We start from the raw sequence: 18,187 nt of genomic DNA, 5'->3' as shown, positions 1-18,187 counted from the left end.
TGACCTCCTTGGGCCAGGGGCACCGTGTCAGTCTTCATGTATCCGGTCGTTGCCGGCAATGAGGTTCCGGTAAAGGGCCGCGTATTCGCCGGCCCGGTTCTTCCAGGAATAGTCGCCTTTCATGCCGTTTTCCTGCAATTTGCGCCAGGTTTTCCGGTCCTCCCGCGCTGCCAGCGCACGGGTAATGGCGGCATGTAATGCGTCTGGCGTCGCCTCACGAAACACAAAACCATTGGCTTGTTCCGGTGTTTCCTCATTGGGGTCAAACACCGTATCGTTAAGGCCGCCGACGCCGTGCACCACAGGTACGGTGCCGTATCTCAGGCTGTACATCTGGTTCAGGCCGCAGGGTTCAAACCGGGAAGGCATCAGGAAAATATCGGCCCCGGCGGTTATCCGGTGTGCCAGGCCTTCGTTGTAACCGAGCGTGAGTGAACATTGCCCGGGCCATTCACGAACCATGGCTTTCAGGCTTTCCTGGTAGTGGTGTTCGCCGGAGCCGAGCAGGGCAAACTGACATCCTCGTTCCAGTAATGGCTTGATGACCCCGAGCAGCCAGTCGAGCCCTTTCTGTTCCACCAGGCGCCCGACGAACCCCAGCAATGGAGCCCCGCAAACCTCCAGCCCGAGTTCCTGCTGCAGCCTTGCCTGGCATTGTGATTTGTTGGCGGGGTAGTCCGCGCCGTAGTGAAACTCCAGGTGCGGGTCGTCTTCCGGGTTCCATTGGCGGGTATCAATGCCATTGAGAATGCCCTTCAGCCTGGCGGATTTGTGGCGCAACAAGCCGTCCAGGCCATTACCGAACCAGGGTGTCTGGATTTCATCGGCGTAGCTGGGGCTCACGGTGGTGATGGCATCGCTGAACACCAGCCCACCTTTGATAAAGGAAAGTTGGCCGTGGAATTCCAGGAACTCGTAGCGCCACAGGGAATCGGGCAGGCCCAGGGCCCGAAAGGTCTCATGGGAAAACAGCCCCTGGTAAGCAAGATTGTGGATGGTGAACACGGTTTTCGGGGCATCCTGACTGTCCGCCAGGAACACCGGAATCAGTGCGGATTGCCAGTCGTTGCAGTGAACGATGTCCGGGCGCCACGCCAGACCCAGTTGCCCAAGTGCCAACATAGCTCCAATTCGCCCGAACAAGTGAAACCGGTGAGCATTGTCCCACCAGTCTTCACCATTTTCATTCTGATAGGGGCTGTCGCCAGCACGATCGAAAAGAGCCGGGCAATCCACCAACCACAGAGTTACCGCCGTACCCGGCAGACGGGTTTGCCACAGGGAGACATCATACTGACCATACCGGAACCGGGTTTTCCTGCGGGCGCCACCCTCTCGCGCTGCCTTCAGTGCAGCAGGATAGCCGGGTAGCAGAACCTGACAGTCGTAGCCCAGACGGCAGAGTGCCTCAGGAAGGCTGGCGGAAACATCGGCCAGCCCCCCGGTTTTCACGAGAGGAAAAACCTCACTGGTAGCAAACAGCACCCGGGTCATGGCGCGGGCCTCAACATAACCAGCCCCAGGGGCGGGAGTGTTAACTCCAGGGAGCACGGTCGGGCCATCCAGGGTGTGGGCTCAGCTTGCAAGGGCAGGGGGTTGCCGAGGTTGCTGCCGCCATACCAGGTGGAGTCTGAATTAAAAACTTCCTGCCAGTTGCCTCCGCCAGGCAGGCCTATACGGTAGTGATGCCTGGGCACGGGTGTAAAGTTGGCAACAACCACCAGCGCCCCATGCTCCGGTGAGCCGGCAATCCGTAGAAAACTGATCACGGATTGGGTGGAATCGTGGCAGTCAATCCACTCGAATCCTTCACCGGTAAAACTTTTTCGATACAGGGCCGGGTATAGCCGATAGAGGCCGTTAAGGTCCTGGATCAGTTTTCGCAGCCCCTGGTGCTCCGGGTATTGCAATAGATACCAGTCCAGCTCACGGCGTTCGCTCCACTCCTGGCGCTGGCCGAATTCACCCCCCATGAACAGCAGCTTCGCGCCGGGGTAGGCAAACATGTAGCTGAACAGCAGGCGCAGCGAGGCCCTCTGCTGCCAGTCATCTCCCGGCATTTTCTGAATCAGGCTGGATTTGCCGTGTACGACTTCGTCGTGGGATAGCGGCAGCACGAAATTTTCCGAAAAAGCGTAAAGCAAACCAAAGGTGAGCTTGTCATGGTGATACTGGCGATACACCGGATCCTGTTGCAGGTAATGCAGGGTGTCGTGCATCCATCCCATGTTCCATTTCAGGTTGAAACCGAGCCCGCCAATTTCCGGAGGCCGGGTCACCCTGGGCCAGGACGTGGACTCTTCCGCCATCATCAGTACACCCGGAAACCTGCTCTGGCACACCCGGTTCAGATCCTGGAGGAAACGGATCGCCTCCAGATTCTCATGGCCGCCATGTTCGTTCGGCAGCCATTCACCCTCATTCCGGGAGTAGTTCAGGTACAGCATGGAGGCAACGGCATCCACCCGTAGCCCGTCCATGTGAAAGGTATCCAGCCAGAAAAGCGCACTGCCTATGAGAAAGTTCCGGACTTCGTGGCGACCGTAGTTGTAGATGAGCGTGCCCCAATCCTGGTGACGCCCGCGGCGGGGATCTTCATGTTCATAGAGTGCCGTGCCATCAAATTCGGCGAGGGCGAAGTCGTCATCGGGGAAATGCCCCGGCACCCAATCGAGAATCACGCCGATGTTGTTCTGATGACACAGGTCGACCAGATATCGAAGATCATCCGGGCTGCCATAACGGCTGGTGGGGGCGTAATAGCCGGTAGTCTGGTAACCCCAGGATTCGTCCAGCGGGTGCTCGGTAATCGGGAGTAGCTCAATATGCGTAAAGCCGGTTTCCAACACGTAGGGCACCAACTGATCGGCCAGCTCCCGATAGGTCAGCCAGCGCCCGGAACCGTGATGGCGCCAGGAGCCAGGGTGTACCTCATAGACAGAAACAGGGCTCCGCTGCCAGTCGAACCGGTTTCTGCCCTCAAGCCAGTCGCCGTCGCCCCAGGCGTATTTCCCCCGCTCGGTCACCACTGCGGCATTGGAAGGCCGGTGCTCAAAGGCCTGACCGTAGGGATCGGTTTTGGTGATGTCGTGGCCGTTTCGGGTTGTGATGGCAAACTTGTAAAGGTCTCCCGGCTTTACTCCCCCAATGAATACCGACCAGACACCATAATCTTTGTTAACCGCCATGGGATGACGGCCGCTGTCCCAGTCGTTGAAGTCGCCGATCACACTCACGGCCTGGGCGTTGGGTGCCCAAACGGCAAAACGCGCGCCTTCGATTCCTCGCTGATTCCCAAGGTGGGCACCCAGCACATTGTAGATATGCCAGTGCCTGCCTTCGGCAAACAGGTGCAGGTCGAACTCACTCAGGGCGGGGCTTTCCATAGACCACAGATTCCTGAACAAAAGTGGAAACCAGAGGTTAGACCATCAATCGTTTTTGCGTTTGTACAAAATATGACCTAAGACAATTGTACGTCATAATTCAATGATAGTGTTTTTCTGCAAGAGCAAACGTCAAATTTGTGTCGGCGCGTATCCGGTTTAAACAGGGAAGCTGCTATGCAAACCGCCAAGCGTTTCGTCAGTCGTCTTACTCGTCAAACCCTGGCCCTGGTGCTGGCTGGCGGCAGGGGCTCACGGCTTCACGACCTCACCAAATGGCGAGCCAAGCCCGCCGTTCCCTTCGGGGGTAAGTTCAGGATTATCGATTTCCCGTTGTCCAACTGCATCAACTCCGGCATTGGCCAGGTAGGCGTCATTACCCAGTACAAATCCCACTCACTGATCCGTCACATTCAGCGCGGCTGGGGATTCCTGCGGGGGGAACTGGACGAATTTGTGGAACTGTTGCCAGCCCAGCAGCGCATTGAGACCTCCTGGTACGAGGGCACAGCAGACGCCGTACTGCAGAACCTGGACATCATTCGCAGCCACCAGCCGGAGTACGTGTTGATTCTGGCAGGTGACCATGTCTACAAAATGGATTACGGCACCATGCTGGCTGCCCACGTGGAACAGGAGGCGGATATTACCGTGGGCTGTATTGAGGTGCCCGTCGAAGAAGCTTCGGCGTTCGGGGTGATGTCGGTGGATGAAGATTTACGCATTACCGAATTCGAGGAAAAGCCGGCCAATCCCAAGGCCATGCCGGGTAAACCCGGTACAGCATTGGTCTCGATGGGTATTTACGTATTCAGCACGGCGGTTCTGTTTGACGAGCTGCTGCGGGATCATAAGATGGACGGCAATTCCTCCCACGACTTCGGCAAGGATATTATTCCCTCGGTAATCAAGCGCCACCGGGTTGCTGCTTTCCCATTCCGGGATCCGATCAACAACAAGGTTGCTTACTGGCGCGATGTCGGCACCATCGACTCTCTGTGGCAGGCAAATCTGGAGCTGATCGACATCAGCCCGGAACTGAACCTTTACGATTCGGACTGGCCTATCTGGACTTATCAGGAGCAGCTGCCTCCTGCCAAATTTGTCTTCGACGACGACAATCGCCGGGGCACAGCGGTGGATTCCATGGTGGCCGGCGGTTGCATCGTTTCCGGCGCCCGCGTTCGCCACTCGTTGTTATTCTCCCAGGTCAGGGTGCATTCATTCAGCGATATCCAGGATACGGTGGTTTTTCCGGATGTAGACATCGGTCGGGATTGCCATATTCGAAAAGCAGTGATTGATCGCGGATGCCGTATTCCGGAAGGCACCCGGATCGGCTTCGACCGGAAGGCAGACGAGAAACGCTTTCACGTGTCGTCAAAAGGTGTAGTGCTGGTTACCCCCGAGATGCTCGGGCAGGATTATCCCCATGGCCTCTGACAACCGTACGCCGGTGGTGCTGTGCTGGCACATGCACCAACCGGACTATCAGGATCACGGCAACGGGCAGTTTCTTTTTCCCTGGGTCTACCTCCACTGCATTAAAGACTACGTGGACATGGCCGCCCACCTGGAAGCCCACCCGGATGCCCGGGCGGTGGTGAATTTTGCCCCCGTGCTGCTGGAACAGATTGAAACCTACCTGTATCACATCGAGCGCTGGCGCCATGGCGGGCAAACCATCGGCGATCCTCTGCTTGCGGCTTTGGTTAATCCGGCACTGCCGGAACCCGGCTCACCGGCATTCCTGGATTTGATGGAAAAGTGCCTGAGAGCCAATGCCGAACGCATTATCAAACGTTTTCCCGCATATGACCGGTTGGCGGAAGTGGCCCATCTGTACCGAACCCGGCCAGACCTACAGCGTTATCTTTCCACCCAGTTCCTCGCTGATCTGCTGGTGTGGTATCACCTGGGTTGGATGGCAGAAACCGTGCGTCGCAAGCATGGTGTGGTGCAAAGCCTTCAGGAAAAGGCGCATCAGTACACACTGGACGACCGTAAGGCATTGCTGGGGGTTATTGCGGAATTGATGGCCAGCATTGGCCCGCGCTATCGGCACCTCGCGCATACCGGGCAGGTGGAGCTGGCCATGAGCCCCTGGGCCCATCCCATCGTGCCCTTGTTGCTGAGTTTCAGTTCCGCCAGAGAAGCGATGCCGGAGATCGCGCTTCCGGAGCATGATCACTATCCGGGCGGGAAAGAGCGGGCCATCTGGCATCTGGCCGAGGGCAGGCGAGCCTTCAAGCGCTTTTTCGGCACCGAACCTGCGGGTTGCTGGGCATCTGAAGGTGGGTTGAGCCAGGCCACGCTGCTGTTGCTTGGCGAGCAAGGCTTTCGATGGACCGCTTCCGGTGATTCAGTCATCAATAACAGCATCAACAAGGCCAGGACGAACAAATCCTTGCCTGAAGATGCCAGCATCCATCATCCGTACCGGTTTAACGATGCCAATGTAACCGCTTTTTTTCGTGACGATGGATTATCGGATCTGATTGGTTTTACCTATGCCGACTGGCACGCCAGGGACGCGGTTGGCGACCTGGTGCATCACATGGAAAACATCGCCAGAGAAGACAAGAAACCGGTGATCTCAGTGATTCTGGACGGCGAGAATGCCTGGGAGTACTACCCGGAGAACGGCTTCCATTTTCTTGACGAGCTGTACCGTGTGCTTGAGAAACACCCGAAACTGCGACTGACCACTTATTCGACCCTTCAGGAAGAGCATTACACAGAGCCTGTGCAACTCCCGGAACTGGTGGCTGGAAGCTGGATTTATGGAACCTTTTCCACCTGGATAGGCGATCCCGACAAAAACCGGGCCTGGGACCTGCTGTGCGAGGCCAAGCAGCATTTTGACCGGGCGCTGGATAATGGCTCCCTCAACACGGACCAGAAGCAGGCGGCCTCACATCAGCTCGGATTGTGTGAGGGCTCGGACTGGTTCTGGTGGTTTGGCGATTACAACCCGGCAGCGGTGGTTCGGGATTTCGAGCAGCTGTATCGCCGGCACCTGGCCAACCTGTATGAGCGTATTGGCTACCCGGCGCCGTCCAGCCTGTTCCAGCCCCTGAGCCAGGGTGGAGGGGAGCCCGCCAAGGGCGGTGCCATGCGGCCGGGGCATGAGGCCGATTCATGACTGTAGAAATGCCATCCAATCCGGTTCTGGCAAGGCGGCGTGCCGGTGTGCTGTTGCACCCGACCGCATTACCTGGCGTTTCCGGCAAGCTGGGCGCCGCTGCCCGGCAGTTTGTGGATGTTCTGGCCGAGGCAGGCATCACGGTGTGGCAGACACTGCCATTGGGGCCCACTCATGCAGACCTTTCGCCGTACCAGTCGCTCTCGGCCCATGCCGGGAACCCCGTTCTGATCGACCTTGAGGAACTGGTGGCGCCCGGTCTTCTCGACAGCCAGGAACTTACCGCCTTTACCCGTACCGAAGCCCTGGAACATGCCAGCCAGCGATTCCATGCCGGTTGCTATCGTGAGTCAGAAGCCCTCAACGCACAGGCTTACCAGAATTTTCTGGAGCATCATCAGTGGCTGGATGATTTTGCGCTGTTCATGACAGCCAGAGAGGCGTTTCCAGGGGTGAACTGGCTGGACTGGCCGGAAGACCTGCGCGATCACAAGCCGACAGCCCTGGAAGCCCTGAGAGAGTCCCACCAAAGTACATTGCAACGGGTGTGCCTGGAGCAGTACCTGTTTTTCATACAATGGACAGCGGTGCGTCATTACGCGGCCGAAAGGGGCATCTGGCTATTTGGCGACATCCCCATTTTCGTCGCTCACGACAGCGCTGATGTCTGGGCCGCACCCCACCTGTACAAGCTTGATGGTGAAGGTAAGCCCAGAGTGGTTGCCGGGGTGCCCCCGGACTATTTCTCCCCCGAGGGTCAGCACTGGGGAAACCCGCTATTCGACTGGCAGCGAATGGCGGAGGACCGATACCACTGGTGGGTGCAGCGCCTGGCCAGCCAGCAGGAACGGTTCGATCTCCTTAGAATTGACCATTTCCGGGGGCTGCAGGCTTACTGGGAGATTCCGGCGGAGAATCCGCGCCCGGTCGATGGCTACTGGGTGCCGGGCCCGGCCGATGATTTTCTGGAAACCTGCTTCCGGGAGTTACCCCGTTTGCCACTGGTTGCCGAGAACCTCGGCATCATCGGGGAAGATGTGGAAGCCCTTCGACACCGTTTCCGGCTACCGGGTATGACCGTCATACAATTCGGTTTTGATGGCAGCGCCGCCAACCCCCATCTATTGCATAACCACAAGGAATGGGATCTGGTCTATACCGGCACCCACGACAATGACACCACACTGGGCTGGTACCAGAGCCTGGATGAGCGAACCCGGGAGCATGTTAACCGGTATCTGAGAATTAACGGCCCGGATATGCCATGGCCCGTGATACAGGCTGCGATGGGCTCGGTATCACGACTGGTGATCGTTCCGATACAGGATCTTTTGGCTCTCGGATCCGAGGCACGCTTCAACATGCCTGGCACGATCCAGGGTAACTGGAAATGGACCTTACCCGAGGATTATCGAGCGAGGATCGACCTGCCAGGGCTGAGAAATATTGTGAACCTATACGGTCGATAGCCGAGTGATCACCCTCTTGATCAGAATCAAGATGGTTAATATTTGATCAGGTGTAAAGTGGAGGAGTTGCGGTATCCACTCGGCAAGCTGACAGGAGGAAACGGCATGGAACATCGGCTAAGCCAACGAGTAGAAGGCGGGTTGCCCATTCTGGTCTACAAACGTGGCATGCCAGTAGCGACTGGTATGATCCGGGACGCTTCCAGGCGTGGTCTGTTTATTGCGACCGATTATTCGGATGTGAGGCTGAACCAGACGATCGAGCTGTCCTTCCGGTTTCCGGAACGTTCGGAGCGGGGGCACTGCACACTGAGCGCCCATGTGGTTAGGACTGATGATGGCGGTCTGGGGGTTGATTTTGACGGCGTTGAGAACGATGCGCTGACAATTTCTGAACTGATTGCCTGCCTGCAGGAACAGGCGTCTACAGACCTTCTTGTCGGGCGAGTTCGCAAGCAAATGCACTGACTTCAATAAAGACAAGAACTGACTCTGTAAGGGACGACTGACATGGCACGACTTGAAGGCAAAGTAGCTGCAGTAACCGGCGGCGCACTGGGCATTGGCAAAGCGACGGTTGAACGGATGGGCGAGCCGGACGACATTGCCTGGGGCATTGTCTTCCTCGCATCCGATGAGTCCAAATTCATGACCGGGAGCGAACTGGTTATCGACGGCGGCTATACCGCGCATTAACGGCTGAAGCCCCATGACTCTGGCCGCGTATACCATGAGGGCCCTGCCAGCACAGTTGTCTGGGCTGATGGCGATTGCACTGGATCTGCAGTGGAGCTGGCACCACGGATGTGATCAGTTGTGGCGGCAGCTCGATGAAGAAATCTGGGAGGCAACCCACAACGCCTGGCTGGTGCTGAACAGCGCTTCGGCAGAGCGGCTGCAACAGCTGGCCGAAGACCCGGAATTCCTGACCCGGTACCAGCAACAACTGAATCGCCATGAGGCCTTCAACCAGTGCCCGACCTGGTATTCTGAAAACTGCGGAAACCAGCTGGCCACTGGCGTCGCCTGGTTCTGCATGGAGTATGGGGTGTCGGAATCCCTGCCGTTATACAGCGGCGGCCTGGGCGTACTGGCCGGCGATTTCCTGAAGGCTTCCAGCGATCTGGGTGTACCGGTCACAGCCGTGGGCTTGCTCTACCAGCAGGGCTATTTCCGGCAGGCCCTGAACGCTGAGGGGGAACAGCTGGAGTTTCACCCCTATAACGATCCGACCATGCTCCCGGTTACTCCGTTACGGGACAGCAGCGGAGAATGGGCAAGGGTAAACGTACCTTTTCCCGGCCGTACAGTTCGCCTGAGGGCCTGGAAAGGACAGGTGGGGCGCTGTGAATTGTTGCTGCTCGACAGCAATGACCCCCGGAATGAGCCCGGCGACCGGGGTATTACCAGCGAGCTCTACAGCGGCGATCCGGAAAAACGCCTGCAACAGGAAATGGTGCTTGGAATTGGCGGCTGGCGCTTGTTGGCACAATTGGGGCGCAAACCTGCTTTGTGCCACATTAACGAAGGCCACAGCGCATTGGCGTTGGTTGAGCGCGCCGTGCACTGGCAACAGCAGAATGAGACCAGTTTTGAAGTGGCGCGGCTGGCAACCAGAGCCACCAACCTTTTTACCACCCACACTTCAGTAGCTGCTGGTTTTGACCGGTTCCCGGCGAAACTTGCCCGATTGTACCTGGAGCCCTGGTTGCAGGAAATCGGCCAGCCGCTGGAGACCATACTGACCGTTGCCAATGGTGGTTCAAGCGATTTGAACATGTCGGGGCTTGCGCTGGGTATGAGCGGGCGTTTTAACGGGGTCAGCCAGATTCACAAACAGGTTACCCAATCCATTTTTCAGCCCTGGTTCGGGCGCTGGCCGGCCGCTGATGTGCCGGCAGAATACGTGACCAACGGCGTGCATACCCCCAGTTGGGACTCCCCGGAAGCGGACGAATTATGGACGTCGGCCTGTGGCCAGGACCGGTGGCGACAGCCCATGACGGACCTGTGCCCACTGCGAGATACCAGGGACCACGATCTCTGGCAGATGCGCAGAAACCAGAGGCATCGGCTGGTTTATTACCTGCGAGAGCGACTGCAGAGCCAGCACTGCGAACACAACTACGGCAACAGCCGGGAAGCAGCCTGTGGCTTACTGCTGGATACCGAATCCCTGACCCTGGGCTTTGCCCGCCGCTTTACCGATTACAAACGCCCGGACTTGCTGCTGACAGATCCGGAACGACTGATTCGACTCCTCAGCAACCGGGACCGGCCGCTGCAGATTGTATTGGCGGGCAAGGCCCACCCCCACGACAGTGAAGGCAAGGCCATCATCAAGCGTTGGAAGCAGTTCACCCGGTTGCCAGAGGTGGAAGGGCGAGTGGTGTTCATTGAAGACTACGATATGGCCGTTGCCAGTGAACTTATTCAGGGCGTGGATGTGTGGCTGAATTGCCCGCGCCATCCCTGGGAAGCCTGCGGTACCAGCGGCATGAAGGTACTGGTTAATGGTGGTTTGAACCTGTCGCAATATGATGGCTGGTGGGCGGAAGCCTGGCAGCCTGAGCTGGGCTGGGCCATTCGCCCGGGAGCCACCTTCGAGGAGTTGAGCCAGACGGATAAACACGACGAGGCGGATGCCGAAGAACTCTATCAGTTGCTGGAAAATCAGGTTGTACCGGAGTTTTACCAGCGCAATGAACAGGGATTACCGGCCAACTGGCTGGCCAGAATCCGAGCCAGCATGAACGAATTAACCGCACAATACTCAGCCAACCGCATGGTGAGGGAGTATGTCACGGAATTCTATCTGCCCATGGTAGCGCAGGGCGCTGAGCGCACCGCGGAAGGGGCCGGCAAACTTGTTTCAGTGAAAGAAACCATAGCCCGACACTGGCCTCGCCTGAGATTTGGTGCAATGGACGCCCGGGAGGAAGGGCAAGAGCTGCGGGTTGATCTGGATGTGTATCTGGATGGCCTGAGCCCGGAACTGGTTGCCGTGGAACTGGTGGCAGAGGCCTCAACCTTCGGCCCACGCCTGGTGCAGCCTATGGCACTTACCGGGCCGCTACCGGAAGCCGAACAGACTTACCGTTACTACTGCTCCGTGCCAGCACGCCCCCGTGAACACTACACCCCTCGCATCCGCAGTCACGAGCCAAAGCTGAACCTGCCGCTGGAAGACGCTCACATCCTCTGGTTGCGCTGATCAGCCACGCCAGAAGCCCGGTGAGAGCACAATCACCACGCTCAGGATTTCCAGTCGACCCATCAACATGCCTACGGACAGAATCCACTTGGCGGCATCGGGCAGGGGCGAGAAGTTGCCGGCGGGGCCAATGATATCGCCAAGGCCAGGACCAACGTTGGTCAGCGAGGTGAGGGCGCCTGAAAGGGCTGTGACAAAGTCGAGCTGCAGAGACGCCAGCAACACGGTGATCACCAGCAGACACAACAGGAAGATGAAGGTGTAGGCAATCATCGAGGAGATGATCTCGTCGCTGACGGCACGGCCGTTGTAATTACGGGTGAACACAGCCCGCGGGTGCAACAGGCGCATCAACTGCTCCCGCAGAATGATCAGCGATAGCTGGAACCGGAAGATTTTCATGCCCCCGGCCGTTGAACCCGAACAACCGCCCACAAACATCAGGAAGAAAAACACCACAAAAGCCAGTGGGCCCCAGGCGGAGTAGTCTTCAGACGCATAGCCCGTGGTCGTAACAACGGAAGTTACATTAAAAAGCGTGGCTGCGTAATTGTGAATCGGGTCGAAGGGTACCGGGGAGACCCACCAGCGATAGAGCGTGAGCATCGCCGGCACCGCAAACAGAATTCCCAGGAACAGACGAACCTGCTGGTCACGGAAAAGAACCCCATGCTGGCCGTGCATTTCCCGCACAAACAGGAAGAACGGCAGGCTGCCGATGATCATGAAAAAAGTGGCTTCCAGCAGGATAAGATCGCTGAACTTGCCCATAGACAAATCTGAGGTTGAAAAACCGCCCGTGGCGATGCTGGTCAGGCCATGGTTGAACGCGTCAAAGAGAGACATACCGGACAGCCAGTAGGTAACAACCGCAACCACGGAAAACACCAGATACACCAACAGCAGGCCTCGGCTGAGGGTTTTCATACGTGGCAACGCCTTTTCTGTCCACTCAGACGATTCGGTGGCGAACAGGCGCATCCCGCCCACTCGCAGGAAAGGCAGTACGGCAACGAACATGCCGATAATCCCGATACCGCCCAGCCATTGAAGGATCGAGCGCCAGAGCAGCAGATCCTTGTCCATCGTGTCCAGGCCGGTGAACACCGTCGCCCCCGTGGTGGTGATGCCAGAGGTGCCCTCAAAAAACGCATCGGCCGCCGAGATGTCGTTATCGCTCAGGTAAAAGGGAAGGGCAGATAGAAGGGCGATGACAAACCAGCTGGAGACCGTGAGCACGAACATATAGCGAGGTTTCAGTTCACGGGGTTCACGGTACGTCAGCAACAGCCCCAGAACACCAAGCACGCAGACAATAGCCGCCGATTCGGCAAACGCAATGGCATTGGGTGCACCGGAGGGGGTGGCAGCCAACAGTAATACCGGTAACGTCATGAAAACACTCAGAAGTATAAACATGACGCTGACAATGAAAACGACAGGGGCTAGGTTTCTCAAGGCACGCTCAAGCCAGCTGACAAAAGACGGCGTCAGCATACCCGCGGGCTTTCTCAACCGCAAGGAAACAGGCCCCGGACAGAAGTATTAACCCGGAATTAAATCGACGTAAAAAACGGGTAAATACGGAACCCACCTATGGCGGGAATCGTCGGACTGATGCACGTTTACTGTCAGGCCGTGCAGGCCTGTATGAACAGGGAGAAAGATTATGAAGACCACAAGAAAGGTTCTTATTATCGCAACAGCCACAGCCGGGCTGGCCCTTGCCGGGCTGGCGTCTGCCCAGGACATGTATAAATCCGGTGTTGGCGGGCTCTACGCCGGCCTGAATTACACCTTCATGGAAACCGATTTCGATGGCCTGGCAGAAGCCGACACCGGCACCTTGTCTGGCAAGGTCGGCGTGATGGCCACCGACTATTTCGGTGTTGAAGCCCGGGCGGGCTTTGGCGTGGATGATGACCGAATCGGCGGTGTTGACGTAAAAATCGATAACTTCTTCGGTGGCTACGGCACGGTGAACGTGGTTAATGAGAGCCCGGTAACACCGTACGCTGTTTTCGGCTTCACGCGCATTGAGGCCGAAGCTGGCTCAGTGGAAGACGACGATTCGGATTTCTCGTACGGTGCCGGCGTGAACGTGAAGTTTGCCCAGAACCTCTCAGGCAACCTCGAATACATGCGCTATTACGATGACGATGACATTACCGTAGACGGCATCGGCCTGGGTGTTCAGGTTAACTTCTGACAGTAAGATAGCCACAGCCTGCGGGGTGGAACCTCGCAGGCTTTTTCGACTTTAGCCGTTCATCACAGAGCCAAGCAGAATGACCCCGGCATAACCCACCGTATACGCGGCCAGAAGGTGTAACGCGTACTTTAGATAAGCCGCGAAGGTGAGCCCGTCGATTTTGCTCATGGCTACAATTCCCGCCGCAGAGCCGATTACCAACAACGAACCGCCCACACCAACGGCATAGGTTAACCCCATCCACTCCGCCGGGCTCATATTGATGCCGGATTTTAGAAGCGCAGCCGTTAAAGGCACGTTGTCGATGACTGCGGAGAAGATGCCCATCAGATAGTTGGCGTATACCGGCGGCATCACATCATAAATTGCCACCAACGAATCCAGAGCATGAATCTCCTTGAGCATGCCCACCAGCAGCAGGATACCCAGGAAGAACAGCAGGGTTTCAAACTCGATAACCCGAATGTATTCGAGAATCGGGTCCAGATCCGAATCGTCGCTCATGAAGCGAGACACCAGGAACATGATGGAAAGCCCGAAAAGGAAGGTAAGCACCGGTGGAATGCTGAACAGCGCGTTGCCGGTGATGGTGGCAATGATTGTGACCAGAAAGAGGCCTGCGATCACCGCGTCCACGGTTCGGACTTCGTTGGAACTGGCTTTCAGAGTAACAGTGCCGGACAAACCGCCTGAAAGAAGCACGGCCAGCAGAAATACCGTGATTGAAGCGGGGATGGCGAGTGTCAGCAGCGTCAGGATTTCTACCTTGTCTGCCAGGAAGATCATCAACGTGGTGACATCCCCCGTGATTAGTGAAACACCGCCGGAGTTGACCGCAAACACAACTAAAACAATGAACTGCAGCCGCTTCTTCAGCTCCAGGTTTAAGGACAGAATCAGAGAGCAGGAAACCAGCGTTGCCGTGATATTGTCCGCCAGAGAAGAAAACACGAAGCAGAACAGGCCGGTCAGAAACAGTAAGCGCCGCTCGGTGACCTGCCGAGGCATGATCAGATAGATCATGTTCTCAATCATGCCTTTCTTGTTCAGATAGGCCACAAACGTCATCGCCGCTACCAGAAATAGCCATAACCCGGCGATCTCGGCAATGCTCTCCGACAGACCAGTGGAAACCGCCGCGGTTTCGTCGGCACCGGAACTGAACAGAAACAGTAGAACCCAACTGAGCGTGCCAAAGAACAGCGTGGTTTTCGCCTTGTTGACGTGAATGACTTCTTCAAAGATGACGCCGAGCAGCGCCAGGACGGCAACAGCAATCAGAACAGCTTCAAGAATCGGCATTTTGGAATCCTAAACCCCGGGGAAGATTAGGCAGCGATTCTAAACCCATTAGCGGGAGCCTCCAAGGTTAGTAAACTACGGAACACTGCCTATACTTGAATCTGACGTACATCAAAAGGGCATTCGCTCTTTCTGTTATTGATGGAAAAGTCACAACGGGGAGAGAAAGTCATGAAACATAGTTTGAGAACTCTGGTTTGCGCCAGCCTGATTTCGCTACCGCTCGCCACCTTTGCCCAGGGTGGGCCCGGACAGGGGAGCCAGGCTGGAATGATGAACCAGGAACGGATTCAACAAATGCAGCAGAACATGGATCGAATGAACCAGACCATGCAGCAAATGCAGAATGCAACGACCAGAGAAGAACGCCAACGCTTGCGAGAGGAACATATGGAGCGCATGCAGGAACACCTGCAGATTATGCGAGAGTCCGGAATGGGGCCTAGCATGATGGGTCAGGGCATGGGAATGAACGGCCAGGATCCTGGCATGGGTAACCGAAACCCAGGGCAGGGCCAGATGAAAAATCAGGGGCCTGGCAATAGCGGCCAGGGAATGCGGCAAGGCGGAACTACCATGAGCGAGGACCAACGACTGCAACGCATGGAACAGCGAATGGACCAGATGCAGTTGATGATGGAGCAAATGCTTCAGAATCAGCGCCAGGGAAACCAGTAACGCCGAAAACGAATCAAACCCTGCCTTAAGTGGCCGAAGCGAGATTACGTTTACTGCTGGCGCGCATCCAAAGCACTGAAAGTGCGATGCAACCGATGGGCGCCAGCATTAGCAGATTCATAGTTTCCCAACCCAGATGATGCAGCAAGGTGCCAGACATCAGCGAACCGATGGTGACCAAAACAAAAATCACCAGGTCGTTTATACCCTGAACTTTGCCTCGCTCAGCCTCCGTATGCAGGGTTGAGAGCAGGGTGCTGCCGCCAATAAACAGGAAGTTCCATCCTACTCCCAACAAAACCAGCGCAACCCAGAAGTGGACAAGCGATGTGCCCAGTATCGTGGTGACCGCAGTGCCCACCAGAATCAGGCAGCCGGTCACCAGAATGCGCCCTAGACCAAACCGGGCAATCAGACTGCCGGTAAAAAAAGAGGGCGCGTACATGCCCAGAACATGCCACTGCATGATAAAGGCGACCTGATCCATTCCGAACGACTGACCACGCATTGCCAGTGGCGTTGCCGTCATCACCAGAACCATAATGGCGTATCCAATGGCGCCCGAGGCCACCGCCACGGTAAAAGCAGGACTGCGGGCAATGGCGCTCAAGGAGCGGGTACTTTCACCTTCATGGGGTTCGCCGACATAAGGCACTTTGAGCTGGCTTAGCAGTGCGATTGCGACCAAAGCCAGAATCGCGATGACCAGATACGGACCACCGGATGGCACCTCTGAAACCAGGTTGCCCATGGCACTGGCATTCCAAGGTCCGAGAAACGCGGCGACAACACCGCCCGCCAGAACAAAGGAAATCGCACGGCTACGGAACGACGGGCTGGCCACATCCAGTGCCGCGAACCGGTAATACATCGCAAAGCCTTGGTATAACCCAAGTAAAAGACTGCCCAGGCAGAATACGCTGAAGGACTGAACGGCAATGCCGAGAAAACTCAGCCCGCCACCGCCGGCACCCCCGATAGCTGCGCCCATAATAAAGCCGCGACGGCGACCAACTTTTTTCATGAACAACGAAGCGGGCAGGGTGGAAAACACTGTGCCGAGCATCATGATGGCGATCGGCAGTGTCGCCAGACCTGGATCGGGACTCAGTTGCTGCCCAACCACGCCGCTCAGGGTCATTACGGTGATCGCAGCAATCATAAACATCACCTGACAGATCACCAGAATGGCAACGTTGCGCTTTTCCAGGTGGTACACGGCTGGACTGGTTGTCATTGGGCTGCCTTGGTTGAATGGCTGGCGATGGCGAGAGCTTTATATTCTAAGGTTATTCCTCTGGAATGAAATAGAAAGGAGCAAAATGAGTGAGCGCTAAAGGTCCCGAAAGCGCGTTAGCGAGAGCATTATCGTCGGAGAGAAATAATCATCCATTGTGATGAGTAAGTCGTATTACCGATGACTGTTTGTCAGAGGAAAAACCATGAAAAAGGCAGCCCTTAAAGTCGCCACATTTGTTGGCGCTTTCTCATGCCTGGGACCGGTAGGTGCAACAGAGAGCAGAACGCCTCTCGTTCCACTTCCTTCTATTGACGATTTCACCAACGGTGATGGCTGGGGATTTGGTCTTGGGCTGAGCGTTGAATATGAGACGGCTTACGAGGGTTCGGATGAGTTCGAGCTTGAGGCCGACCCCGCAGGTGGTGTTCAGTGGCGAACCGGTGAAAACATCTTTTTCTGGGCCGGCGAAGCCGTTGGGTGGCGAACGTTGGTGAAGGATTCCTGGTTATTTCAGACATCTATAGGGTATGAAGAAGGCCGGGAAGAGGGTGACTCAGAAGATGGAAGGCTGGATGGTTTAGGCGAGTCGGATTCCGGCGTGGCGGTATTGCTGGAAGCACGTTACTCGCTTACAGAGGACTGGCGTTACTTTTTGGATGGACGCGTATCAACAGGAGAAATTGGTACGCTCGGAATTTTCGGTGCAGGAACGTGTTTGGCGTGCCAGGCTGATGGTACTGGCTGGGAAGTGGGCGCTGCCGCGACTTTCCACGATAGCAAGCTCGCCAACCGGGACTTTGGCATAACCACACAACAATCCATTGATTCGGGGCTACCGGAAACTGATGTTGATAGTGGGTATAGATCAACGGGCGTTAATGTCAGCTACCGAAATTACTTGGGCGAGAACTGGCAGGTATTCGGCGAAGCTCTTTACGAAATCTACGGCAGTGACGTTTCAGACAGCCCGATCTCCAGGAACGATTACGAGGCGGAAGTAGGCGTTGGCTTCATTTATGTTTTTTAGGTTTGGCTGGCGTGACTAGGGATGCTCACTGAAGACCACGGCAAAGCAGGCCGTCAGCCTGCTTTGCATCTGCTCCCAAATAAAAATCAGTGGCCCTGCGCTCCAGCGGCGCCATGCACTCCCTCTATATAGTGAATGTAATTGACGTAGTCAGCGACAAAGTCACGCCCCATATCAACGCTTTGATCAACCATGGCCCTTGCACGCTGAGCCTCATGATAACGCTCACGAATGCCATCCTCGATCTTGCGGGTTATATTTGCCACGAGGCGATCAATTTGCCCGTTTTCCAACGCTGCATCCGCCGCCATTAAACCCGGATCAATCTGTCCCGAAGGCTTTATGCCCGCAAAGGGTGCGCCTTCGGAGGCACGATGAACCTCAACGAGCGTCGAGAACAAATGCTGATCGGCAATGTGTTTCGCAGTTTCGCTTTGCCCGCGGACTTGGCGCACATCGGCGAATACCCTTTTGATTTCGGCCTCATCCTTTGCCGGCACCCATTTGAGCAAGG

Annotated in this window: 15 protein-coding genes; 9 read left to right on the top strand and 6 right to left on the bottom strand. The window is 56.4% G+C overall.

The window, feature by feature from the left end; translation table 11 throughout:
• Positions 1-27: 27 nt before the first annotated feature.
• Together glgA and glgB are read right to left on the bottom strand one after the other, a co-directional pair.
• Positions 28-1,494, bottom strand: coding sequence for a glycogen synthase GlgA (glgA, locus tag ACSSVV_RS00075; RefSeq protein WP_023010266.1), 1,467 nt, complete (start codon positions 1,492-1,494; stop codon positions 28-30).
• The gene (gene glgB, locus ACSSVV_RS00070) at positions 1,491-3,386 is read right to left on the bottom strand and encodes a 1,4-alpha-glucan branching protein GlgB (protein WP_023010265.1); all 1,896 of its coding nucleotides are present in this window, start codon (positions 3,384-3,386) and stop codon (positions 1,491-1,493) included. The genes glgA and glgB overlap by 4 nt, the downstream gene beginning before the upstream one ends.
• Positions 3,387-3,563: 177 nt before the next feature.
• Here glgB and glgC point away from each other — a divergent pair, with 177 nt between their 5' ends.
• The 6 genes from glgC to glgP all read left to right on the top strand — a co-directional run bounded on the left by glgC (position 3,564) and on the right by glgP (position 11,214).
• A complete protein-coding gene (gene glgC, locus ACSSVV_RS00065) occupies positions 3,564-4,829 on the top strand; it encodes a glucose-1-phosphate adenylyltransferase (protein ID WP_023010264.1) in 1,266 nt (421 codons plus the stop codon).
• On the top strand, positions 4,819-6,531 hold the full coding sequence (locus ACSSVV_RS00060; RefSeq protein WP_454105330.1) for a glycoside hydrolase: 1,713 nt from the start codon (positions 4,819-4,821) through the stop codon (positions 6,529-6,531). Before glgC ends, ACSSVV_RS00060 begins: the two co-directional genes overlap by 11 nt.
• Complete coding sequence (gene malQ / locus ACSSVV_RS00055; protein WP_454105329.1) at positions 6,528-8,000, top strand: 4-alpha-glucanotransferase; 1,473 nt, start codon at positions 6,528-6,530, stop codon at positions 7,998-8,000. Before ACSSVV_RS00060 ends, malQ begins: the two co-directional genes overlap by 4 nt.
• A gap of 105 nt (positions 8,001-8,105) precedes the next feature.
• Positions 8,106-8,468 (top strand): PilZ domain-containing protein, encoded by a 363-nt coding sequence (locus ACSSVV_RS00050; protein WP_454105328.1) that lies wholly within the window; start codon positions 8,106-8,108, stop codon positions 8,466-8,468.
• Between the two features lie 42 nt (positions 8,469-8,510).
• Entirely contained in the window at positions 8,511-8,696 is a 186-nt protein-coding gene (locus ACSSVV_RS00045; RefSeq protein ID WP_370257148.1) for an SDR family oxidoreductase, read from the top strand.
• A gap of 13 nt (positions 8,697-8,709) precedes the next feature.
• Positions 8,710-11,214, top strand: coding sequence for an alpha-glucan family phosphorylase (gene glgP / locus ACSSVV_RS00040; protein WP_454105327.1), 2,505 nt, complete (start codon positions 8,710-8,712; stop codon positions 11,212-11,214).
• Here glgP and ACSSVV_RS00035 read toward each other — a convergent pair whose 3' ends face one another.
• Complete coding sequence (locus ACSSVV_RS00035; RefSeq protein ID WP_011784915.1) at positions 11,215-12,633, bottom strand: TrkH family potassium uptake protein; 1,419 nt, start codon at positions 12,631-12,633, stop codon at positions 11,215-11,217.
• 250 nt (positions 12,634-12,883) lie between these two features.
• On the opposite strand from ACSSVV_RS00035, the gene ACSSVV_RS00030 reads away from it, so the two are divergent.
• On the top strand, positions 12,884-13,423 hold the full coding sequence (locus ACSSVV_RS00030; protein WP_454105326.1) for a porin family protein: 540 nt from the start codon (positions 12,884-12,886) through the stop codon (positions 13,421-13,423).
• A gap of 51 nt (positions 13,424-13,474) precedes the next feature.
• On the opposite strand, the gene nhaD is transcribed toward ACSSVV_RS00030, so the two are convergent.
• Positions 13,475-14,728: a sodium:proton antiporter NhaD gene (gene nhaD, locus ACSSVV_RS00025; protein WP_454105325.1), complete on the bottom strand. Its 1,254-nt coding sequence runs from the start codon at positions 14,726-14,728 to the stop codon at positions 13,475-13,477.
• A 171-nt stretch (positions 14,729-14,899) separates the two neighbouring features.
• Here nhaD and ACSSVV_RS00020 point away from each other — a divergent pair, with 171 nt between their 5' ends.
• Positions 14,900-15,406, top strand: coding sequence for a hypothetical protein (locus tag ACSSVV_RS00020; protein ID WP_454105324.1), 507 nt, complete (start codon positions 14,900-14,902; stop codon positions 15,404-15,406).
• A gap of 25 nt (positions 15,407-15,431) precedes the next feature.
• On the opposite strand, the gene ACSSVV_RS00015 is transcribed toward ACSSVV_RS00020, so the two are convergent.
• Complete coding sequence (locus ACSSVV_RS00015; RefSeq protein ID WP_023010258.1) at positions 15,432-16,643, bottom strand: MFS transporter; 1,212 nt, start codon at positions 16,641-16,643, stop codon at positions 15,432-15,434.
• Between the two features lie 205 nt (positions 16,644-16,848).
• Between ACSSVV_RS00015 and ACSSVV_RS00010 the strand changes: the two genes are divergently transcribed.
• On the top strand, positions 16,849-17,673 hold the full coding sequence (locus tag ACSSVV_RS00010) for a MipA/OmpV family protein (RefSeq protein ID WP_023010257.1): 825 nt from the start codon (positions 16,849-16,851) through the stop codon (positions 17,671-17,673).
• A gap of 86 nt (positions 17,674-17,759) precedes the next feature.
• Here ACSSVV_RS00010 and ACSSVV_RS00005 read toward each other — a convergent pair whose 3' ends face one another.
• Positions 17,760-18,185, bottom strand: coding sequence for a DUF6448 family protein (locus tag ACSSVV_RS00005; protein ID WP_454105323.1), 426 nt, complete (start codon positions 18,183-18,185; stop codon positions 17,760-17,762).
• Between the last annotated feature and the right edge of the window lie 2 nt (positions 18,186-18,187).

It is taken from the genome of Marinobacter sp. MBR-105, from assembly GCF_053628895.1.
The sequence above is the reverse complement of the archived record's forward strand: the minus strand, read 5'-3'. Positions and strand labels throughout refer to the sequence as shown.